This is a genomic window from Rufibacter ruber, from assembly GCF_014138425.1.
GTDB classification, from domain to species: Bacteria; Bacteroidota; Bacteroidia; order Cytophagales; family Hymenobacteraceae; genus Nibribacter; species Nibribacter ruber_C.
Genome location: NZ_JACJIQ010000004.1, coordinates 233,370 through 249,138 on the forward strand (window position 1 = coordinate 233,370; position 15,769 = coordinate 249,138).

Here is a 15,769-nt window from a genome sequence, read left to right on the forward strand (position 1 = left end):
TGTTTTTTGGAAATTAGACTAAAAACGTCAGAAACAAAACTAGAGAAGCTTAAACCCTTTATGAACTGGGGATCTTCTTCATGTCACTATAGTAGTTGAGATAGGTATTGAAGAGCGTGGGGTGGTTCTTGAGCAGAATCATGGCTTCATTGTTGTTCCGGAGGGCATTGACTGTGAAATTATGCGAGCCGGTGACCAGCAGGTTTACTTGCGCCCCTTTCCATTGACCGGTTATGAGCATGAACTTGGAGTGGTTGTTGGTTTGCGCCATGCTGTAGATTTTCACTAGCGCCCCTTTGCTCTTTAACCGCTGCAGTCCCGTTAGAATCTCTGGGTCTACCTTGTCTTTGGCAATAACCTCAATGGTGGCCCCTTGCTCCCTTAGCTGGATAAGTTTATCTACCACATTCAGGCGGGTGGCGGTCCAATCAGACATGGAGACACGCACAGTGGCGGTGGCGGGTTCAGTTAAGCCTTCCAGAATCTCAATGGCAGTATCAGCCCCATAGGAAGTACCATTGCGGCGTTTTGGAAAAAAGAGTGCTGAAATACCAGCGGCTTCATCATGGTACTCGCGGTAAAAGAAGTTTTTCATGCCGCTGCCCGCTTTCTCTTTCATGTCAGTCCAGTACGAGAGATAGGCACCGTATAACCCGGCATTGGGGAAAATGAGGGCATCTTGAATTTTTTTAGAGTCACTTAAAGTAAAATTATGCGACGTCTGGAATACTACATTTTGCTGTTTGCCAGTAGCAGTAGTAATTTCTGAAAACAGCACAAATTTGTTATGGTTGATAGAAGATCCACTGGCATCACTGGTGATAAGAACCAATTCAGACGTTGGCTTTAAAAAGCCCCTGAGCTGTGAGATTGTGGCTGGGTTGTCTGCGAGAGACTCATCCCGGCTAAAGTCCAGCATGAGGTGCAGTTTTACTCCGCGGTCACTGGCTCTTTTGAGCGCGTCTGTGAGCGCCTGGTAATTAAATATAAATATGCTGAGGTGAATGTTAGCGTTTGCCGGGGCGGCGTCAACCAGGGCTATGAGCTGGTTCATGATATCTGGCGAGGCAAGTCCGCTCCCCACTTTAGACAAGTTGGTGAAAGCGGCGGCAGGTAACTCAATGGTGAAGGGTTTGCCCGCCCCGGGGTCAACGGGCTCTGGGGAGGCATCTTCGCTGCTACTGCAGCCAGTGCATAACAAAAAGATAATGTATAGAAGCGTTATTCTTTTCATGGGGAACAGGTAAATATTCTAACGATCTGTTTGCATTCTGCGCTTCTGGGTATACTGGGTTTAACAGACGGCAGCGTGTGGAATTTTAATTTGAAAGCTAGTCCTATAGTTTGATGATTTTATTTCTTGGAGGTGAGGTTTGCTACAGGTACACCGGTGTGCGAAGCTCTTGGGGTTAATGTTAGGTTAGAGAAGAACAGTTTAATGACAAAAATTAGTCATTTTTCCACGAGTGAAAGTAGTATTAAAGAAAATGGACATTCTTTAAATACTACCATTCCTGTTTTAGGGCTGTTTTGAGAAAAACAGCCCTAAAACAGGAATGGTAGTATTGGTTAAAGCTAGAGGGGCAAGGGATTAGTAGCTTTTGTAAACAGCGAAATCATCCATTCCCAAACGGCCATTGAAAACATTGGGCGGGCTACTTGCTCCCAAGCCAAGCTTCTTAATCCTGAAACGTACCGGACCTTTGATGTCCATCAGGAAAACTGCTTGTTTGGCCTGAAGGCTTTGGTTAGTTGGGTGGGCATCTGATCTTCGGCCAATCTCGGTCCAGGTGGCGCCTTGGTCAGTTGAGTACTCCAGGGCGAAGGTAGAGGAAACGTCTGTGTAATAGGAGCCATACCAAAGGGTTACCTTACTGGCGCCGTCTGCCAGGTCATAGTTCATTTGTAAATAAGCAGGGGTGGTAAGCCCCTGTTGGAAGCGAACTGCTTGTGCTCCTGAAACAATTCTATCTCTATTAGCGGTGTTGCCTAAGATAGCTTGGTTAAAGGTCCAGTTGCCAGTACGCAAGTCAATGGCCTTTGTAGCATACGTGTTCTTTACAGATTGATCAGGGTAGTCAAAATTTTCAGGGTAACCAGGGTAAAGTGGGCCGCTTGGATCAATGATATCTGATTCAAATCTAAGACGCAACTGCTTTTCATTTTGCACCAGCATTGGGATGCCAATATAGGTAGCATTTGGGGCAATACGGAAAGAGGCAAACGAAGCCTGTGGGTCAGTGAAGAGGGTGAAGCTATTACCAGCGCCGTCATCTAGCGTCTTGGCACCCGCCATGGTCTCGCCACTTACAGGGTAGGGTTTAGCATCAGCGGTAAGGCTCACCAGTGTGCTTTCATACTCCTGGAATTTTGAATTCAGTTGAGTAATTGAGACTGGTCTTGCGATCACAGGCCGCCCTGAGGCGACTTTATTTATCTTGTCTGCGGTTAAACCGGTAATCTGTAAAGGACCGGTATTCCTGGTTAACGTGGCTCCTGAAAGGTCTATTACCAAAGAGTCTCCCGGTATATAGGTTGCGGCAGTAGCGGCGTCTAATGCCAAGACAACGCCCCGCATTAGCCCACGCCAACTACCCTGTATGACTACGTAACCGGCTGGCAAATTGCCTCCAGACGGGTTGGAAATCACGGTCCCAGCAGTTTTAAAGGCTCCTGTTAGCACCTCTGGCCCCAATTTCACATCAGTATCTCTGTAGACTTCCCGTACCACATGTAATGAGGCCATTGAGTTAGGTCTTCCTATTGATGGGTTCCCATCATCTTCCAGGCAAGACGTGAATGCCAGGGCAGCCAATGCAACTGCCACTGAACCCATTAGTTTTTTCATTCTGAAGTTTTTCATGACAGTTTAATTATTGGTCCCACCAAACTTTGGTATTGATATCATCTGGACCACCCATGGCGGCCACGGCGGCTTGGTAATTAGCTGCGTTTAACGCTTGTACATTAATAGGGTAGCGCAGACGTGAAGGCATTTGGCCATTATTCATCAAACCAGACCCAGTTGGTAGTATTGGGTGGCCTGTACGGCGATACTCATACCATTGCTGGAAATCTGTAAAGAAGAGCGTGTAATATTTTTGTAGATGAATAGCTTCCAGCTTTTGCTCAAACGTTTCATTCTCATTCCATTTAACATCTTCTTTCTCTAAGTGACCTGCTGGCAGAGCTAATCCCCAGAAAGTAATTGCATTTTCTACCCCTTTATCATAGTAGGTTTTTGCTGGAGTAGTAACGTAGCCCCGCAATGCTGCCTCAGCTAATATAAACTGCACCTCAGCATAATTTAAGATATTACCCAAAAGAGGCTCGTTCTTCAACTCAATTTTAGGATAGGATTGCCTTTCTGGTGTTTGCCCTATCGGGTAACCACTCTGGATACCCATGTATGTACCTCCCGCCAAGGTGGCCCATTTCTCTCTACGTGGGTCAGTCCATGCATTAAGGTTGTTAATGAAGAAATCTGTATAGCCTTTGTCTCCATTGAAATCAAGATCACGGTAGTTGAAGAATTCTGAGGTCAAGGGCGGTGTGGTGGTAAACCGTAAGACAGCAGATTCAGCGTTGCTCTCCATGATTGGGTATTTCGCCTTGCTGGTTTCTACTATGTCTTTAATCTTATCTCCCACATTCATTTCTGGTCTGCCAGACACCCTCATGAGGAGACGCAGATACATTGAATTTCCAAATTTCCGCCAGGCCAGCATTGACCCGTTATATAATGGATCTAGAGGTTTGACCTCATCTGGTAAATCAGTGGTTTCAGAAAGTAGCTTGTTTGCTTCTTCCAGTTTCCGGAAAAGGTCTGTGTAGATAGCCTGCTGTTTATCAAACTTAGGGGTAAGGATGCCCTCTTTGCCTTTGTTCGCTTCAAAGTAGGGAACATCACCGTACATATCTGTGATAAGTGAGGTTACCCAGGCGTCTAAGATGAGAGACATACCCATGTAAGTTTTATAGGCTGGCTGTTGGGTAAAGGCTGCACTCTCATACATATCCCTAAAGTTGGTGAGTTGCAGGTACCAGTTACGCCACATAAAATCTGACTCACTGGGTCTGATGTTGTACCGGTGAAACTCTCTGGAGTTATTGGTGGTTACATGCACCTGCATGAGCTCATTGCCTATTCTGAGCGCCCGGTCTAAGTTGTTAACCACCACATTGTGCAGGGCAGGAGCCAACAGTGATTCTGGAGTGGCTGCCCTTGATGTATTGGGGTTAACGTTCATTTCATCAAAGTCCTGGTTACAGGACGGGGTGCCAGCTGCTACCGCTAGAAAGGTAGCAAAGGCTAAAATCTTTATCTTGTTCATAAGAATCTGCTAATTAAAAACTTACATTTAAGCTTACACCCATGGTTCTGGTAGAAGGGAATTGGGCAATCTCAGAACCAGAAGAGATATCCCCATCACCTAACGTACCAAACTCAGGGTCAAATGCTGGCCAGTTGGAAAATACCAAAAGGTCACGGCCATAGATGCCTATGCTGGCATTCTGCATCTTGAGTTTCTTAGTAAGAGAAGAAGGTAAATTGTAATCTAATCTTAATTCTCTCAGTTTAATAAAGTCTGTGCTGAAGGTGTTGGCTTCTAAGTTATCTCGGTTAAAGTGTGCATAGTAGTAGTCTCTGATAACAGTGGCTACCACATCATTGGGTCTGTAGGTACCATCGCTATTGGCAATGACTCCATCACCAATTATACCGTTGTAGCGGCCAGGCAAAGTTTTTTTCAGCTTACCCTCCTCCATCAACACGGCGTGTGTCAAAGAATACCCAACCCCGCCGAACTGGGCATCAAACAAGATGTTTAATTTAAAGCGCTTGTATCTGAATTCGTTTCCTAAACTGGCTCGCCATTTTGGAGCATAGTTTCCTAAATATATAAGGGAGTCTCCTAATACTGGATACCCATTTTCGTAGATAATCTGCCCGTCTGGAGAGCGTTCATATCCGAAGCCGTACATGTCTCCCAGGCGTCCGCCTACGCGAGCTTCTACAGTTCCTCTGCTGCCGTACACAGTGGTGAGCACTTGAGCGTTGGTAGAGTCAGATAAGCTGACTACAGTGTTTCTGTTGGCTGCATAGGTGCCAAAGACATTCCAGGTAAAGCCTTTCAAGTTTTTGATAGGGGTTCCATTTACCTGAATCTCAATTCCTTTGTTTTCTACCTCGCCAGAGTTGGTGACAATGGATGAGTAACCCGAGGCTGGGTCAATTGGTCGGTTGAAGATCTGGTCAAAGGTGTTGTTTTTGTAAACGGCTACATCTAGGTTAAGGCGGCTCTTAAATAGTCTTAGATCTAGTCCGAACTCAAGGCTTTGTGTGCGCAGTGGCCGTAAGTCTGGATTGGGAAGTGTAGTGGGGTTGCCTAAACCTGAGGCGAAATTAACTTTTGGATTGTACGTGTAGCTGGTTAGGTAAGGCTCAACTCCTCCGCTTCCAACTTCAGCCCAGGAACCTCTCAGTTTTAGTAAGGAAATTTGACTTGGCAATACAAATGCTTCTGATAAAACGGCACTTAAGTTAAATGATGGGTAGAAAAAAGATGGAACAGAGCGTTTCTCTTCTGTAACTGAAGTTGGAGTCACAGGGGTAACTAACGTGCTGGTCCAGTCATTTCTACCAGTAATATCTAAAAACAAGAAGTCTTTGTAGCCCACGGTAAACAATCCATATAAGCTGTTCACTCCAAACTCCTCTCTTCTTTTAATGGGTATCAAATTTACTTTACTGTTTGCGAGTGTATAAATACCGGGATAGAGTAATTTCTCTGCTCTGTATTCATTCATGCTATACTTGTTGTTCATGGTGCTACCCCCAAACGAAACCGTGAATTCAAAGTCACTCAACTTGTTATTCTCATAACGTAACAGGAAGTCGCTATTCTGCTCATGCGTATTGATTTCCTGTTCCCGGTACATGCCATCAATGTACTTATTGGTGTTCTTTGGTCTTTGCTGAGACCTTGCTTCAGACATAAAGTCTATAGAAGATCTTACCATAAGGCTTAGTTCTTTTGTGAAGCTGTACGTAGCAGATACATTGCCTACAAAGTTGTGACGGTTAGATTTGTTAAGCATCTCATAAGCCTGTAGATAAGGATTGTCCAGAAGGTTGCTAAAGGGTTTCCATTGCTCAATTTGCTCTTTGCCTGGTACCCAATAGTTTTTGAACCAGTTGATATCCATGTTAGGGGTAAGCCCCCTAATAAAATACATAATGGTTTGGTTGTTATATCCAGTGGTAGGCAAGTTGTCACTCCAGCGGTTGGTGTAGTTGATTTTGCTGTCTAGCTTCAGCTTGTCATTAACTTTATGGCTAACTTGAAGTGCAACGGTGTTGCGGTCATACCCGGTATTGGGCACAATCCAACTGTTCTGTGAGTTTGTGAAAGAGAGACGGGCAGAGGTATTGGTTGTTCCCCCTGATACACTTACACTATTGGTGAAAGTCTTGGCCGTCTCAAAGAAGTCTTTGCGATTATCTGGATAAGCTCGCCATAATGTCCTTCCTGTTGGTATTTGTCTATAGGTGGCGGGATCATACTGGTAGTACATTTGCCCATTGAACTTTGGCCCCCAGGCCGAACTAGTGCTAAATGTGCTAGGGCCGTCTTCTGTGGCCCCATACGAGTAGTGCAGGTCTTGCGCGGTGGCTCCTTGCCCGTACTCGTTCTGATAATCTGGCCAGCGGTTAATGGTTGCGAAGGTAGTATTGGAGCTAAAGGTGATGCCCATTCCTTTTTGAATGGAAGAGCCTTTCTTGGTGGTGATGATGATAGCACCGTTTGCTCCCCGGGCACCGTAGAGTGCAGAGGCCCCTGGGCCTTTTAGTACAGACACGCTTTCAATGTCTTCCGGATTTATATCTGCTAAACTGCTTCCAAAATCTACTGGAGAGTCATCTGATAAGTAGGCTGAACTACCGTTTCCCGTTCTTCTACCACCACTGGAACTTGTTACAACCCCATCTACAACTATCAAAGCTTCATTATTGCCATCCAGTGAGGTTTCGCCGCGCAGAATAATTTTATTAGAGCCGGCTGGGCCACCATTAGATTTAACAAGATTTACACCCGCAACCTTGCCAGACAATGCGTCTGTCCAGTTATTAGGCATGGTTTCAGCAATTTCGTTTCCTTGCACTGTAGTCACTGAGTAGCCTAGTGCTTTCTCCTCCCGTTCAATCCCTAGGGCAGTGACTACTACTTCATTCAGTTGTTTTGCATCTGTAGCCAACTTAATGATGAGGTTGTCTTCTGGCTTGGTGATGACTAGTTTCTGCTGCTGATACCCTATAAATGTAAAAGAAATGGTGGCACCTCTTGCTACACTCATTTGAAAGGTACCGTCTGCATTAGACATACCAATGGCTTGGTCATTCACAAAAATGGTAACACCTGGCATAGCGGAGCCATCCAGGGGGTCAACAATTTTTCCCTTTACGGGTACTTTGTCAGTTTGGGGGGACTGTTGAAAATAACCAGCCGCCGCGGCTGGAGTTGGCAACAAGTTGGTACCCATCATGAGAAGGCAGGTGCCCAATAGAATTCCCTTGCCCAGGCTTTTTCTGGAAAAAGGTGGTGGCTGTAAAAATGTTGTCATATAAGTAGTTTGTTGCTGTTGAAGATTTGTACTCTATTGAAGATTAAGGTGAAGCTTTTCTCTTTTCCAGGTGAAGGCGGTGAATAGGATGGAAAGCACGCAGGCAGCTACCAGCATGGTAAACCCTCCATCCCAGCCCCAGTGGTCAACAATGAAGCCCATGGCAATATTGGCGAACAGCGCACCTCCCAGGTAGCCGAATAAACCCGTGAGACCGGCTGCAGTGCCGGCTGCTTTTTTGGGTACCAGGTCCAGGGCCTGAACCCCTATCAGCATCACGGGGCCGTAGATCAGGAAACCAATGGAGATCAAGGCCACATTGTCTATCCAGAGATTGCCTGCCGGGTTCTTCCAATACACCAGTACTGCAATTAAAACCAGAACCATGTAGATGATGGTGGCAGGGGCCCGGCGGCCTTTGAAAACTTTGTCACTGATCCAGCCGCAAAGCAGGGTGCCGGGAATTCCTGCGTATTCATAGGCGAAGTAGGCCCAGCCGGTCTCTTTTACTGAGAACCCTTTGGCTTCTTCCAGATATGTGGGAGCCCAGTCCAGAATGCCGTAGCGCACTAAATACACAAACGCATTCGCGAAGGCGATGTACCAAAGCACCCGGTTGTTGAAAACATACTCAAAGAAGATCTGCCTGGCCGTTAGTTCCTGCTCTTGGGCAGCAGAGTAATTGGCAGGATAATCGTTCTTATAAGCTTCAATGGTGGGCAAGCCACAAGACTGGGGCGTGTCCCGCACCAGCATATAAGCAATGGCGGCAAATACCAGGGCTACCAAACCAGGGAAATAGAACTTGCTTTCCCAGGTGCCAAAGATGGCAACTGCCGCAATAGCAATAGGGCCTACCAAACCGCCGCCTACGTTGTGGGCCACGTTCCAGATAGACATTTTGGTGCCACGTTCCTTCGTGGAAAACCAATGGACCATGACCCGGCCGCATGGAGGCCAGCCCATGCCCTGGAACCAGCCGTTCAGGAACAGTAGAATGAACATGATGGTGATGGAACTGGTGGCGATAGGCGCTACCCCCATGAAGACCATGGTCAGCGCCGAAAGCAGAAGACCCACGCTCAGAAAGGTGCGGGCATTGCTTCGGTCAGAGACATTTCCCATCAGAAACTTACTCAGGCCGTAGGCAATAGACACGCCTGACAGGGCAAAGCCTAAGTCAGATTTGGAATACCCCTGTTCAATCAGGTCTGGCATAACCAGTGAAAAATTCTTGCGCACTAAATAATAGCCCGCATAGCCTAGAAAGATACCCAGGAAGACCTGAAGCCGCAATTGCTTGTAAACGGGGTCAATGCGTTGCAGGGGTAACGGTTCTGCATGCGGAGCAGGGGCAAATAGTCCCTTTCGGGGTGGAGTGGCGGTTGCCTCAGAATGGTATTTGTCCAACGTTTTAATTTGTTAATTTCTTTTAAGTGAAGCTTCAGGAAATCGGCTATGGAAGAGCGGTAGAAATCAATTTAGCTTCAAAATTACACTGGTTTTCCTTCATGAAAGCACAAAGGGTATAACTTAACAAAAGGTTAACATGGCAGCCAGATTTATTCCCAATCATAGCTACTCTAACAACAGGTACAACAGGGCAGCTGCCGTTGCTCCTGCTATTGGGCCAAGAATTGGAACCCAGGCATAGCGCCAGTCACTGTGGCATTTGTTCTTGATAGGCAGAAGCGCATGCACAATGCGGGGGCCTAAATCACGTGCCGGATTAATAGCATAGCCAGTAGTCCCACCTAGTGAAAGTCCAATTGCCCAGACCAGAAAGGTGACAGGCAGTGCCCCCAGAGAGCCCATGCCAATAGGTGTTTTCTGATCACCCATCTCAGGGGTGGTGATGTACAGGATCACGTAAATCAAAACAAAGGTGCCTACTGCCTCGCTGAACAGGTTAGAAACCGGATGCCTGATGGCCGGACCAGTACTGAATACCGCTAACTGAGCCAATGGGTCTTCAGTGGAGTCAAAATGGGGTTTGTATAAGAGCCACACCAGAAAAGCACCCAGAATAGCCCCTAGCATCTGAGCGGCAATGTATGGCGCCACCAGACTCCATGAAAATTTACCAACTATGGCCAGGCCAATACTAACCGCCGGATTCAGGTGCGCGCCGCTGTAGGGACCCGCTATGACCACCCCGGCAAACACAGAAAGCGCCCAGCCGGTGGTAATGACCATCCAGCCGCTGTTATTGCCTTTGGTGCCTTTCAGGACCACATTGGCTACAACGCCCCCTCCCAGGAGTATCAGGAACATAGTGCCAATCACTTCTGCCGTGAATGCTGACATGGTTTTTAGGTTAAGGGGGAAACTGTTTCTACCGGAGTATCCTGCGCCCAGGCCTTGGCTGCCCGTACTGCCCGGTGCCAACCCTGTATCAAGTGCTTTGTTTCTGTGCCGGGATTGGCGTCAAAGCTATCTTTCACCTGCCACTGCTCCTGAATATCTTCCAGGCTGTCCCAGAAACCAACCGCCAGCCCTGCCAGGTAGGCGGCGCCAATTGCGGTTACCTCGGTGATGGCTGGCTTAACCACCCGGGCATTCAGAATATCTGCCTGTAATTGCATGAGCAGGCTGTTTTCCGTTGCCCCGCCGTCTACCCGTAATTCTTTGATGGCGATCTCGGCATCAGCCTCCATCGCTTTCAAGACTTCCATGGTCTGGTAGCAGATGCTCTCCAGGGCGGCATGTGCAATGTGCGCGGAGGTGGTGCCTCTGGTCATACCCACAATGGTACCTCTGGCGTGTTGGTCCCAATGCGGGGCACCCAGACCCGCAAAGGCAGGTACCAGGTAGACACCGTCGCTGCCAGAGACTTTTTTGGCAAGTTCTTCCACTTCAGCAGAGCTGGAGATGACGCCTAGCCCATCACGTAGCCACTGGACCACTGCACCGGCAATAAAAATGCTGCCCTCCAGGGCGTAGTGCACCTGGTCCTTGATTTTCCAGGCTACGGTAGTGACCAGCTTGTGCTTTGACAGAATGGGTTTCTCGCCAATGTTCATCAACATAAAGCAGCCGGTGCCATAGGTGTTTTTCACCATGCCGGGTTTGGTACACATCTGGCCAAAAAGGGCGGCCTGCTGGTCGCCGGCTATACCCGCTATGGGAATGCGGGTGGCGAACAGGGAAGAGGAGGTTTCCCCCACCACTTCACTAGATGATGCCACCGTAGGCAGCATACTGGCCGGGATGTCAAAGAGGGCGAGTAAATCCTGGTCCCAGGTAAGGGTGTGTATATTAAAGAGAAGCGTGCGGGATGCGTTGGTCACGTCTGTGACGTGTACCTTGCCGCCCGTCAGGTTCCAGATAAGCCAGGAGTCTACCGTCCCGAAGGCCAGGTGACCGGCTTCGGCGTCTTCTCTGGCGTTGGGCACTGTTTCCAGGATCCACTTTACTTTGGTGGCTGAAAAATAGGCATCAATCACCAGGCCGGTTTTTTCCCGGATCATCTCCTCCAGGCCCTGCTCGTTCAGGCTGTCACAGTAAGCCGCGGTGCGCCTGTCTTGCCACACAATGGCGTTGCAGACGGCTGCCCCGGTTCTGCGGTCCCAGACCACGGTGGTCTCCCGCTGGTTAGTGATACCAATGGCTGCTATGTCTTCCGCCTTCAGCCCCGCTTTAGAGATAGCTTCTGCGGCCACCCCCAGCTGGGTTGACCAAATCTCATTGGCATCATGCTCCACCCACCCCGGGTTGGGGTAGATCTGGGTGAATTCTTTCTGAGCCAAAGAGACAATACTTCCCTGCTGGTTAAAGACAATGGCGCGGGAGCTGGTAGTGCCTTGGTCAAAAGAGAGTATATAGTTTGCCATAGTAGTTAGTTGGTTTTATAGCTCATAGCCGGGGCGGTCATTGCCTCAGCCGGGGTATAAGGCTCCAGTAGATAGTTAGACGCCAGGGAGGTGAAATCTTGTACCTGTTGCCGTTCCCATGCCGCATCCTGGCCAAGCTCCTCCGCCATGAGGCGGGCGGTTTTGGGTGCCATGTCTATGGCGGCGCGGGCGTCCAGAAACAGGATGCGCATTCTGCGGGCCAGTACATCTTCAATGGTTCTGGCCATTTCATTCTTGGTTGCCCATACCACCTCTGCGGCCGTGTTGGGGAACCGCTCGTGCAAAGGGGCCGCCAGTTCTGGGCGTTCTGCCATCATGTCCTGAATCAGGCTCTTATCTGATCCATAGATAGAGAGGTGACCTGAGGCGGCCTTACCTGTGGCATGGCCATGTATTTTCAAGGAAGAAGTCACGCATGCCTTTTGCGGGAGGGTGCCTACTTCCATGGCTTTGTCTACAGTGTCCTGGGCCATTCTGCGGTAGGTAGTCCATTTCCCGCCGGTAATGGTAATCAGGCCAGAAGGGGCAACCAGTAGTTTGTGGCTTCTGGAGATCTCTTTGGTGCTGTTGGTGTTCTTGGTAGGCGCCGCCAAAGGCCTGAGGCCGGCAAAGACACTCAGTACATCTGCTCTGGTAGGCTTGCGCACCAGGTACTTTCCGGCAGTTTCCAGAATAAAGTCTATTTCCTGGTCAAGGGCCTGGGGCTCCAGGCTGTTTTTGTCTAAGGGCGTATCTGTTGTGCCCACCAGCAGGTGATTGTGCCACGGAACCGCGAACAGTACCCGCCCGTCTGGGGTTTTGGGGATCATCAGGGCGTTTTCCCCTGGCAGGAATGTACTGTCAAGTACCACGTGCACACCTTGGCTGGGTCTTACCAGGGGCTGTTGGGTGGGGGCGTTCATCTGCAATACTTCGTTCACAAATACACCCGTGGCGTTTACCACCGTTTTTGCTTTCAGCAGGTATTCCTGGCCAGACTCCAGGTCTTTTGCTTTTACCCCTGCCACTTTGCCGGAGCTGTCTTTGAGGAGCTGTACCACCTGCACGTAATTTAGCAAAACCCCGCCTTGCTCGGCGCAGGTTTGGGCAAGGTTGAGGGCGAGGCGGGCGTCATCAAACTGACCGTCAAAATACTGCACGCCGCCTTTCAGGCCGTTGGGCTGAATGTTGGAGAGCAGGTTGGTTACTTTTTTGCCCGAGAGGAGCCGGGTCTTGTTGAACCGGTAGCGGCCGGCCATGAGGTCATACACGGTTAGGCCCACGCCATATAGCATCTCATTCCACCAGCTGTAGTTGGGGATGACAAACGACTGAATGTTGACCAGGTGCGGGGCGTTCTGCAGGAGCAGGCCGCGCTCATACAGCGCCTCGTACACCAGCTTCACGTCACCCTGTGCCAGATACCGCACCCCGCCGTGTACCAGTTTGGTGCTTCTGCTGGAAGTTCCTTTTGCAAAGTCAGATTGCTCTAACAGTAAGGTTTTGAAACCACGCGAGGCCGCGTCTAAGGCTACTCCCAAACCAGTGGCTCCCCCTCCAATAACAATCATATCCCACTCTGTAGCCGTATTTTGCGCTTTTTTTAAAAACTGTTCTCGCTTGAAAAACTGGCCAGCTGATTCTTTCTCTTTCACGTGGGTTGTAATTAGTAAGTTAAGGTTGCTTTTACTTTCGTTTTAAAATTATGTCACTCAAATAACAAAAGCAAATGAAATGAATTAAAATATTTAACTGAAGCGATGTAGTTTTTGTAAAAATGCCAATAGCACCTTGTGAGGGAAAGGAAGACTGTAAGAATACAGGAGGGGCCAGGGGGAAAGATAGGTTTAGTTTACCTCAGGCGAAGCCGGGCTTGTAGGGTGGTGCAAGGCAGTGGTAGAGTAAAAGTGAATGAAAAGCTAGCAATAGTTAGCTTTCTAACTGCGTGTATTTTATCTTGAGGTGAAGCTTTTAAAGGTAGAGAGAAGGGAGGCCTTCTAAGATGAGGGAGCTTGCCAGGCATGCAGCTGGCGCTGCTGCTGTTGGTTCAGATGGTGAATTCCTCTACATTTGTTAAGGGCAATGCCAGGGGTAGATACTTTCGTTTTATTTTGTTAGCGCTACTATGATTAGTATAACTGAAAGACATCAACATATAATTAATAAACTACAGCAGGAGGGGCAGGTGAATGTATTAGACCTTTGTGACCAGCTGAGCGTCTCATCTGTCACCATTAGAAAAGACCTCAAGCTGCTGGAAGACAAAGGGCTGCTGTTCAGGACCCACGGGGGAGCCACTCAGAACAACCCCTATACCATTGACAGGCCGGTAAATGAAAAGGAGCATCTGCAGATCAGTGAAAAGACCCGGATAGGCATTGCCGCGGCCAAACTGATTGAACCCAATGACTCCATCCTGATTGCCTCTGGCACCACGGTCATGGCGCTGGCCAAAAGCATTCAGCCGCATGCCCTGAAAAACCTGACCGTAATCACCTCAGCCCTGAACGTGGCGCTGGAACTGCTGCGGCACCCCGAGGTGGAGGTGATGCAGCTGGGCGGGCTGTTAAGGCGCAGCTCCTCTTCTGTCACCGGGCCCTACTCAGAGAGCATTCTGGCAGATTTCTCCTGCAGCAAGCTGTTTCTGGGGGTAGACGGGATTGACCTGGAGTTTGGCCTGACCACCACCAATGTCATGGAGGCGCACCTGAACCGGCAGATGATCAACATTTCCCAGAAGGCCATTGTGCTGGCAGACTCCTCTAAATTTGGGAAGCGCGGTTTTGGGCGCATCTGCGGCTTTGAAGACATTGACCAGATCATTACAGACAAAGGCATTTCTGAGCACACCCTCAACTCCCTGCAGGGAATGGGGGTGAAGGTGACAATCGTATAGCTGTTTCAGATTCCTGTTTTTGGGCTGTTTTCTGAAAAACAGCCCGAAAACAGCCCTATTTAATTTTGACTACCCGCACCGGGTGCCGCTCCAGAAGGTCTTTGGGAACGTGGGCCACTATTTCGTCCCGCAGAGACTCAATCATCTTCTTCTTCAGGAAACTGCGGTGCACCACCAGGCTCACCTCGCGCAGCGGCTGCGGCTCAGCAAACGGCCGCACCATGGCTTTGCGGTCTTGCGGGAGTTCCTGCACAGACAGCTCGGGCAGCAGGGTCATGCCGCTCTGGGTCTCCACAATGCGCTTGAGGGTTTCCAGGGAGCCGCTCTCATAGTCCAGGTGTACGTTACGGGTGTTTTTGGCGCGGTTGCAGAGCTGCAGCACCTGGCTCCTGAAGCAGTGGCCGTCATTGAGCAGCCACAGGTCACTGGGGTCAATTGACTCTGAGGTGATCTTCTCCTGCCTGGACAGCGGGTGGTCTGGGTGCAGGTACCCCACAAACGCCTCATAGAACAGCGGAATCTCCAGAATGGTCTTGTCATGCAGCGGCGTCACCAGCAGCCCCACGTCCAGCAGCTCCAGCTTGAGTTTCTCCACAATGCTGGTGGTCACCATCTCCTGGATAGACACGTGCACCTTGGGGTATTTCTGAATGAAGTCAGTGATGAAGAGCGGCACCAGGTACGGCGCCAGCGTAGGGATCACCCCCAGGCGCAGCTCCCCGGCAATGCCGTCGCGCTGCACCTGCACCAGCTCCTCAATCTTCTTAAACTCGGCCACGGCTATGCGCGCCTGCGCAATCACATCTTTGCCCAGCTCAGTGGGGCGCACCGGCACACGGCTGCGGTCAAAGACCTGCACGCCCAGTTCGTCTTCCAGCTTCTGCAGCTGCATGCTCAGGGTGGGCTGGGTGACAAAACATTTCTCAGCCGCGGTGGCGAAGTGGCGGTACGTGTCAACGGCCAGCAGATATTCCAGTTGGGTCAGGGTCATAGGTTCAATGAGTGAAGGGGTAAGTGGTGTTTTCTGTTTTGGGCCTGTTTTCCCAAAAACAGGCCCAAAACAGAAAACACCTGATAGGCGGTGTGGGAAATGAGGGGGAAAGTGTGGCCATTTTACTGAACGTGGTCAATGTTTTCGTTTATCGCTCCGGCGCAGGCGTCTGCTGGTGCCTTTGGGTTTGGTGGGCTCCTGTTGAAAGCTGTTTCCTAAAAAGGAGCCCTAAAACGCCGCACCTGGCCCGCACTTCATGAAAAGGGAAACTGAAAGTTATTAGCAGCCTCCATTCTTGTTCGGCTTTGCCGAAAGGGAAATGCAGCGATTTTACCATCTGTTTTGACGGGCTAACTGGTTAAGGGGCAAGAAACTGAACAAAGGTAATAGTTTATGTTGATAAGGTGATAGCTATTATCAATT

Annotated in this window: 10 protein-coding genes; 1 reads left to right on the forward strand and 9 read right to left on the reverse strand. The window is 49.4% G+C overall.

Annotation, left to right across the window (positions count from 1 at the left end; genetic code table 11):
• Positions 1-58: 58 nt before the first annotated feature.
• The 8 genes from FHS90_RS06550 to FHS90_RS06585 all read right to left on the reverse strand — a co-directional run bounded on the left by FHS90_RS06550 (position 59) and on the right by FHS90_RS06585 (position 13,030).
• Positions 59-1,234 (reverse strand): phospholipase D-like domain-containing protein, encoded by a 1,176-nt coding sequence (locus tag FHS90_RS06550; RefSeq protein WP_066831847.1) that lies wholly within the window; start codon positions 1,232-1,234, stop codon positions 59-61.
• A 357-nt stretch (positions 1,235-1,591) separates the two neighbouring features.
• A complete protein-coding gene (locus tag FHS90_RS06555) occupies positions 1,592-2,848 on the reverse strand; it encodes a DUF5689 domain-containing protein (protein WP_182512436.1) in 1,257 nt (418 codons plus the stop codon).
• Positions 2,849-2,873: 25 nt separating this feature from the next.
• Positions 2,874-4,334, reverse strand: a complete 1,461-nt coding sequence (locus FHS90_RS06560) for a SusD/RagB family nutrient-binding outer membrane lipoprotein (protein ID WP_066831851.1) — start codon at positions 4,332-4,334, stop codon at positions 2,874-2,876.
• A gap of 13 nt (positions 4,335-4,347) precedes the next feature.
• A complete protein-coding gene (locus FHS90_RS06565) occupies positions 4,348-7,626 on the reverse strand; it encodes a SusC/RagA family TonB-linked outer membrane protein (RefSeq protein WP_066831853.1) in 3,279 nt (1,092 codons plus the stop codon).
• A 33-nt stretch (positions 7,627-7,659) separates the two neighbouring features.
• Complete coding sequence (gene glpT, locus FHS90_RS06570) at positions 7,660-9,036, reverse strand: glycerol-3-phosphate transporter (RefSeq protein ID WP_066831855.1); 1,377 nt, start codon at positions 9,034-9,036, stop codon at positions 7,660-7,662.
• A gap of 168 nt (positions 9,037-9,204) precedes the next feature.
• Positions 9,205-9,933 carry an MIP/aquaporin family protein gene (locus FHS90_RS06575; RefSeq protein WP_182512437.1) on the reverse strand — a complete coding sequence of 243 codons (729 nt, stop codon included), beginning with the start codon at positions 9,931-9,933 and terminating at the stop codon, positions 9,205-9,207.
• A gap of 5 nt (positions 9,934-9,938) precedes the next feature.
• Complete coding sequence (gene glpK, locus FHS90_RS06580) at positions 9,939-11,459, reverse strand: glycerol kinase GlpK (RefSeq protein ID WP_066831861.1); 1,521 nt, start codon at positions 11,457-11,459, stop codon at positions 9,939-9,941.
• Positions 11,460-11,464: 5 nt separating this feature from the next.
• Positions 11,465-13,030: a glycerol-3-phosphate dehydrogenase/oxidase gene (locus tag FHS90_RS06585; protein ID WP_182512438.1), complete on the reverse strand. Its 1,566-nt coding sequence runs from the start codon at positions 13,028-13,030 to the stop codon at positions 11,465-11,467.
• A gap of 554 nt (positions 13,031-13,584) precedes the next feature.
• Here FHS90_RS06585 and agaR point away from each other — a divergent pair.
• On the forward strand, positions 13,585-14,355 hold the full coding sequence (gene agaR / locus FHS90_RS06590; RefSeq protein WP_066831863.1) for a transcriptional repressor AgaR: 771 nt from the start codon (positions 13,585-13,587) through the stop codon (positions 14,353-14,355).
• Between the two features lie 55 nt (positions 14,356-14,410).
• Here the strand turns inward: agaR and FHS90_RS06595 are convergent, their stop codons facing one another.
• Positions 14,411-15,346: a hydrogen peroxide-inducible genes activator gene (locus FHS90_RS06595; RefSeq protein WP_066831865.1), complete on the reverse strand. Its 936-nt coding sequence runs from the start codon at positions 15,344-15,346 to the stop codon at positions 14,411-14,413.
• Between the last annotated feature and the right edge of the window lie 423 nt (positions 15,347-15,769).

Bases quoted from the DNA above. Each gene is read 5' to 3' on its own strand.
- FHS90_RS06550 (WP_066831847.1), bottom strand. From the start codon at position 1,234: ATGAAAAGAATAACGCTTCTATACATTATCTTTTTGTTATGCACTGGC.
- glpK (WP_066831861.1), bottom strand. From the start codon at position 11,459: ATGGCAAACTATATACTCTCTTTTGACCAAGGCACTACCAGCTCCCGC.
- FHS90_RS06575 (WP_182512437.1), bottom strand. From the start codon at position 9,933: ATGTCAGCATTCACGGCAGAAGTGATTGGCACTATGTTCCTGATACTC.
- FHS90_RS06565 (WP_066831853.1), bottom strand. From the start codon at position 7,626: ATGACAACATTTTTACAGCCACCACCTTTTTCCAGAAAAAGCCTGGGC.
- FHS90_RS06595 (WP_066831865.1), bottom strand. From the start codon at position 15,346: ATGACCCTGACCCAACTGGAATATCTGCTGGCCGTTGACACGTACCGC.
- agaR (WP_066831863.1), top strand. From the start codon at position 13,585: ATGATTAGTATAACTGAAAGACATCAACATATAATTAATAAACTACAG.
- FHS90_RS06555 (WP_182512436.1), bottom strand. From the start codon at position 2,848: ATGAAAAAACTAATGGGTTCAGTGGCAGTTGCATTGGCTGCCCTGGCA.
- FHS90_RS06560 (WP_066831851.1), bottom strand. From the start codon at position 4,334: ATGAACAAGATAAAGATTTTAGCCTTTGCTACCTTTCTAGCGGTAGCA.
- FHS90_RS06585 (WP_182512438.1), bottom strand. From the start codon at position 13,030: ATGATTGTTATTGGAGGGGGAGCCACTGGTTTGGGAGTAGCCTTAGAC.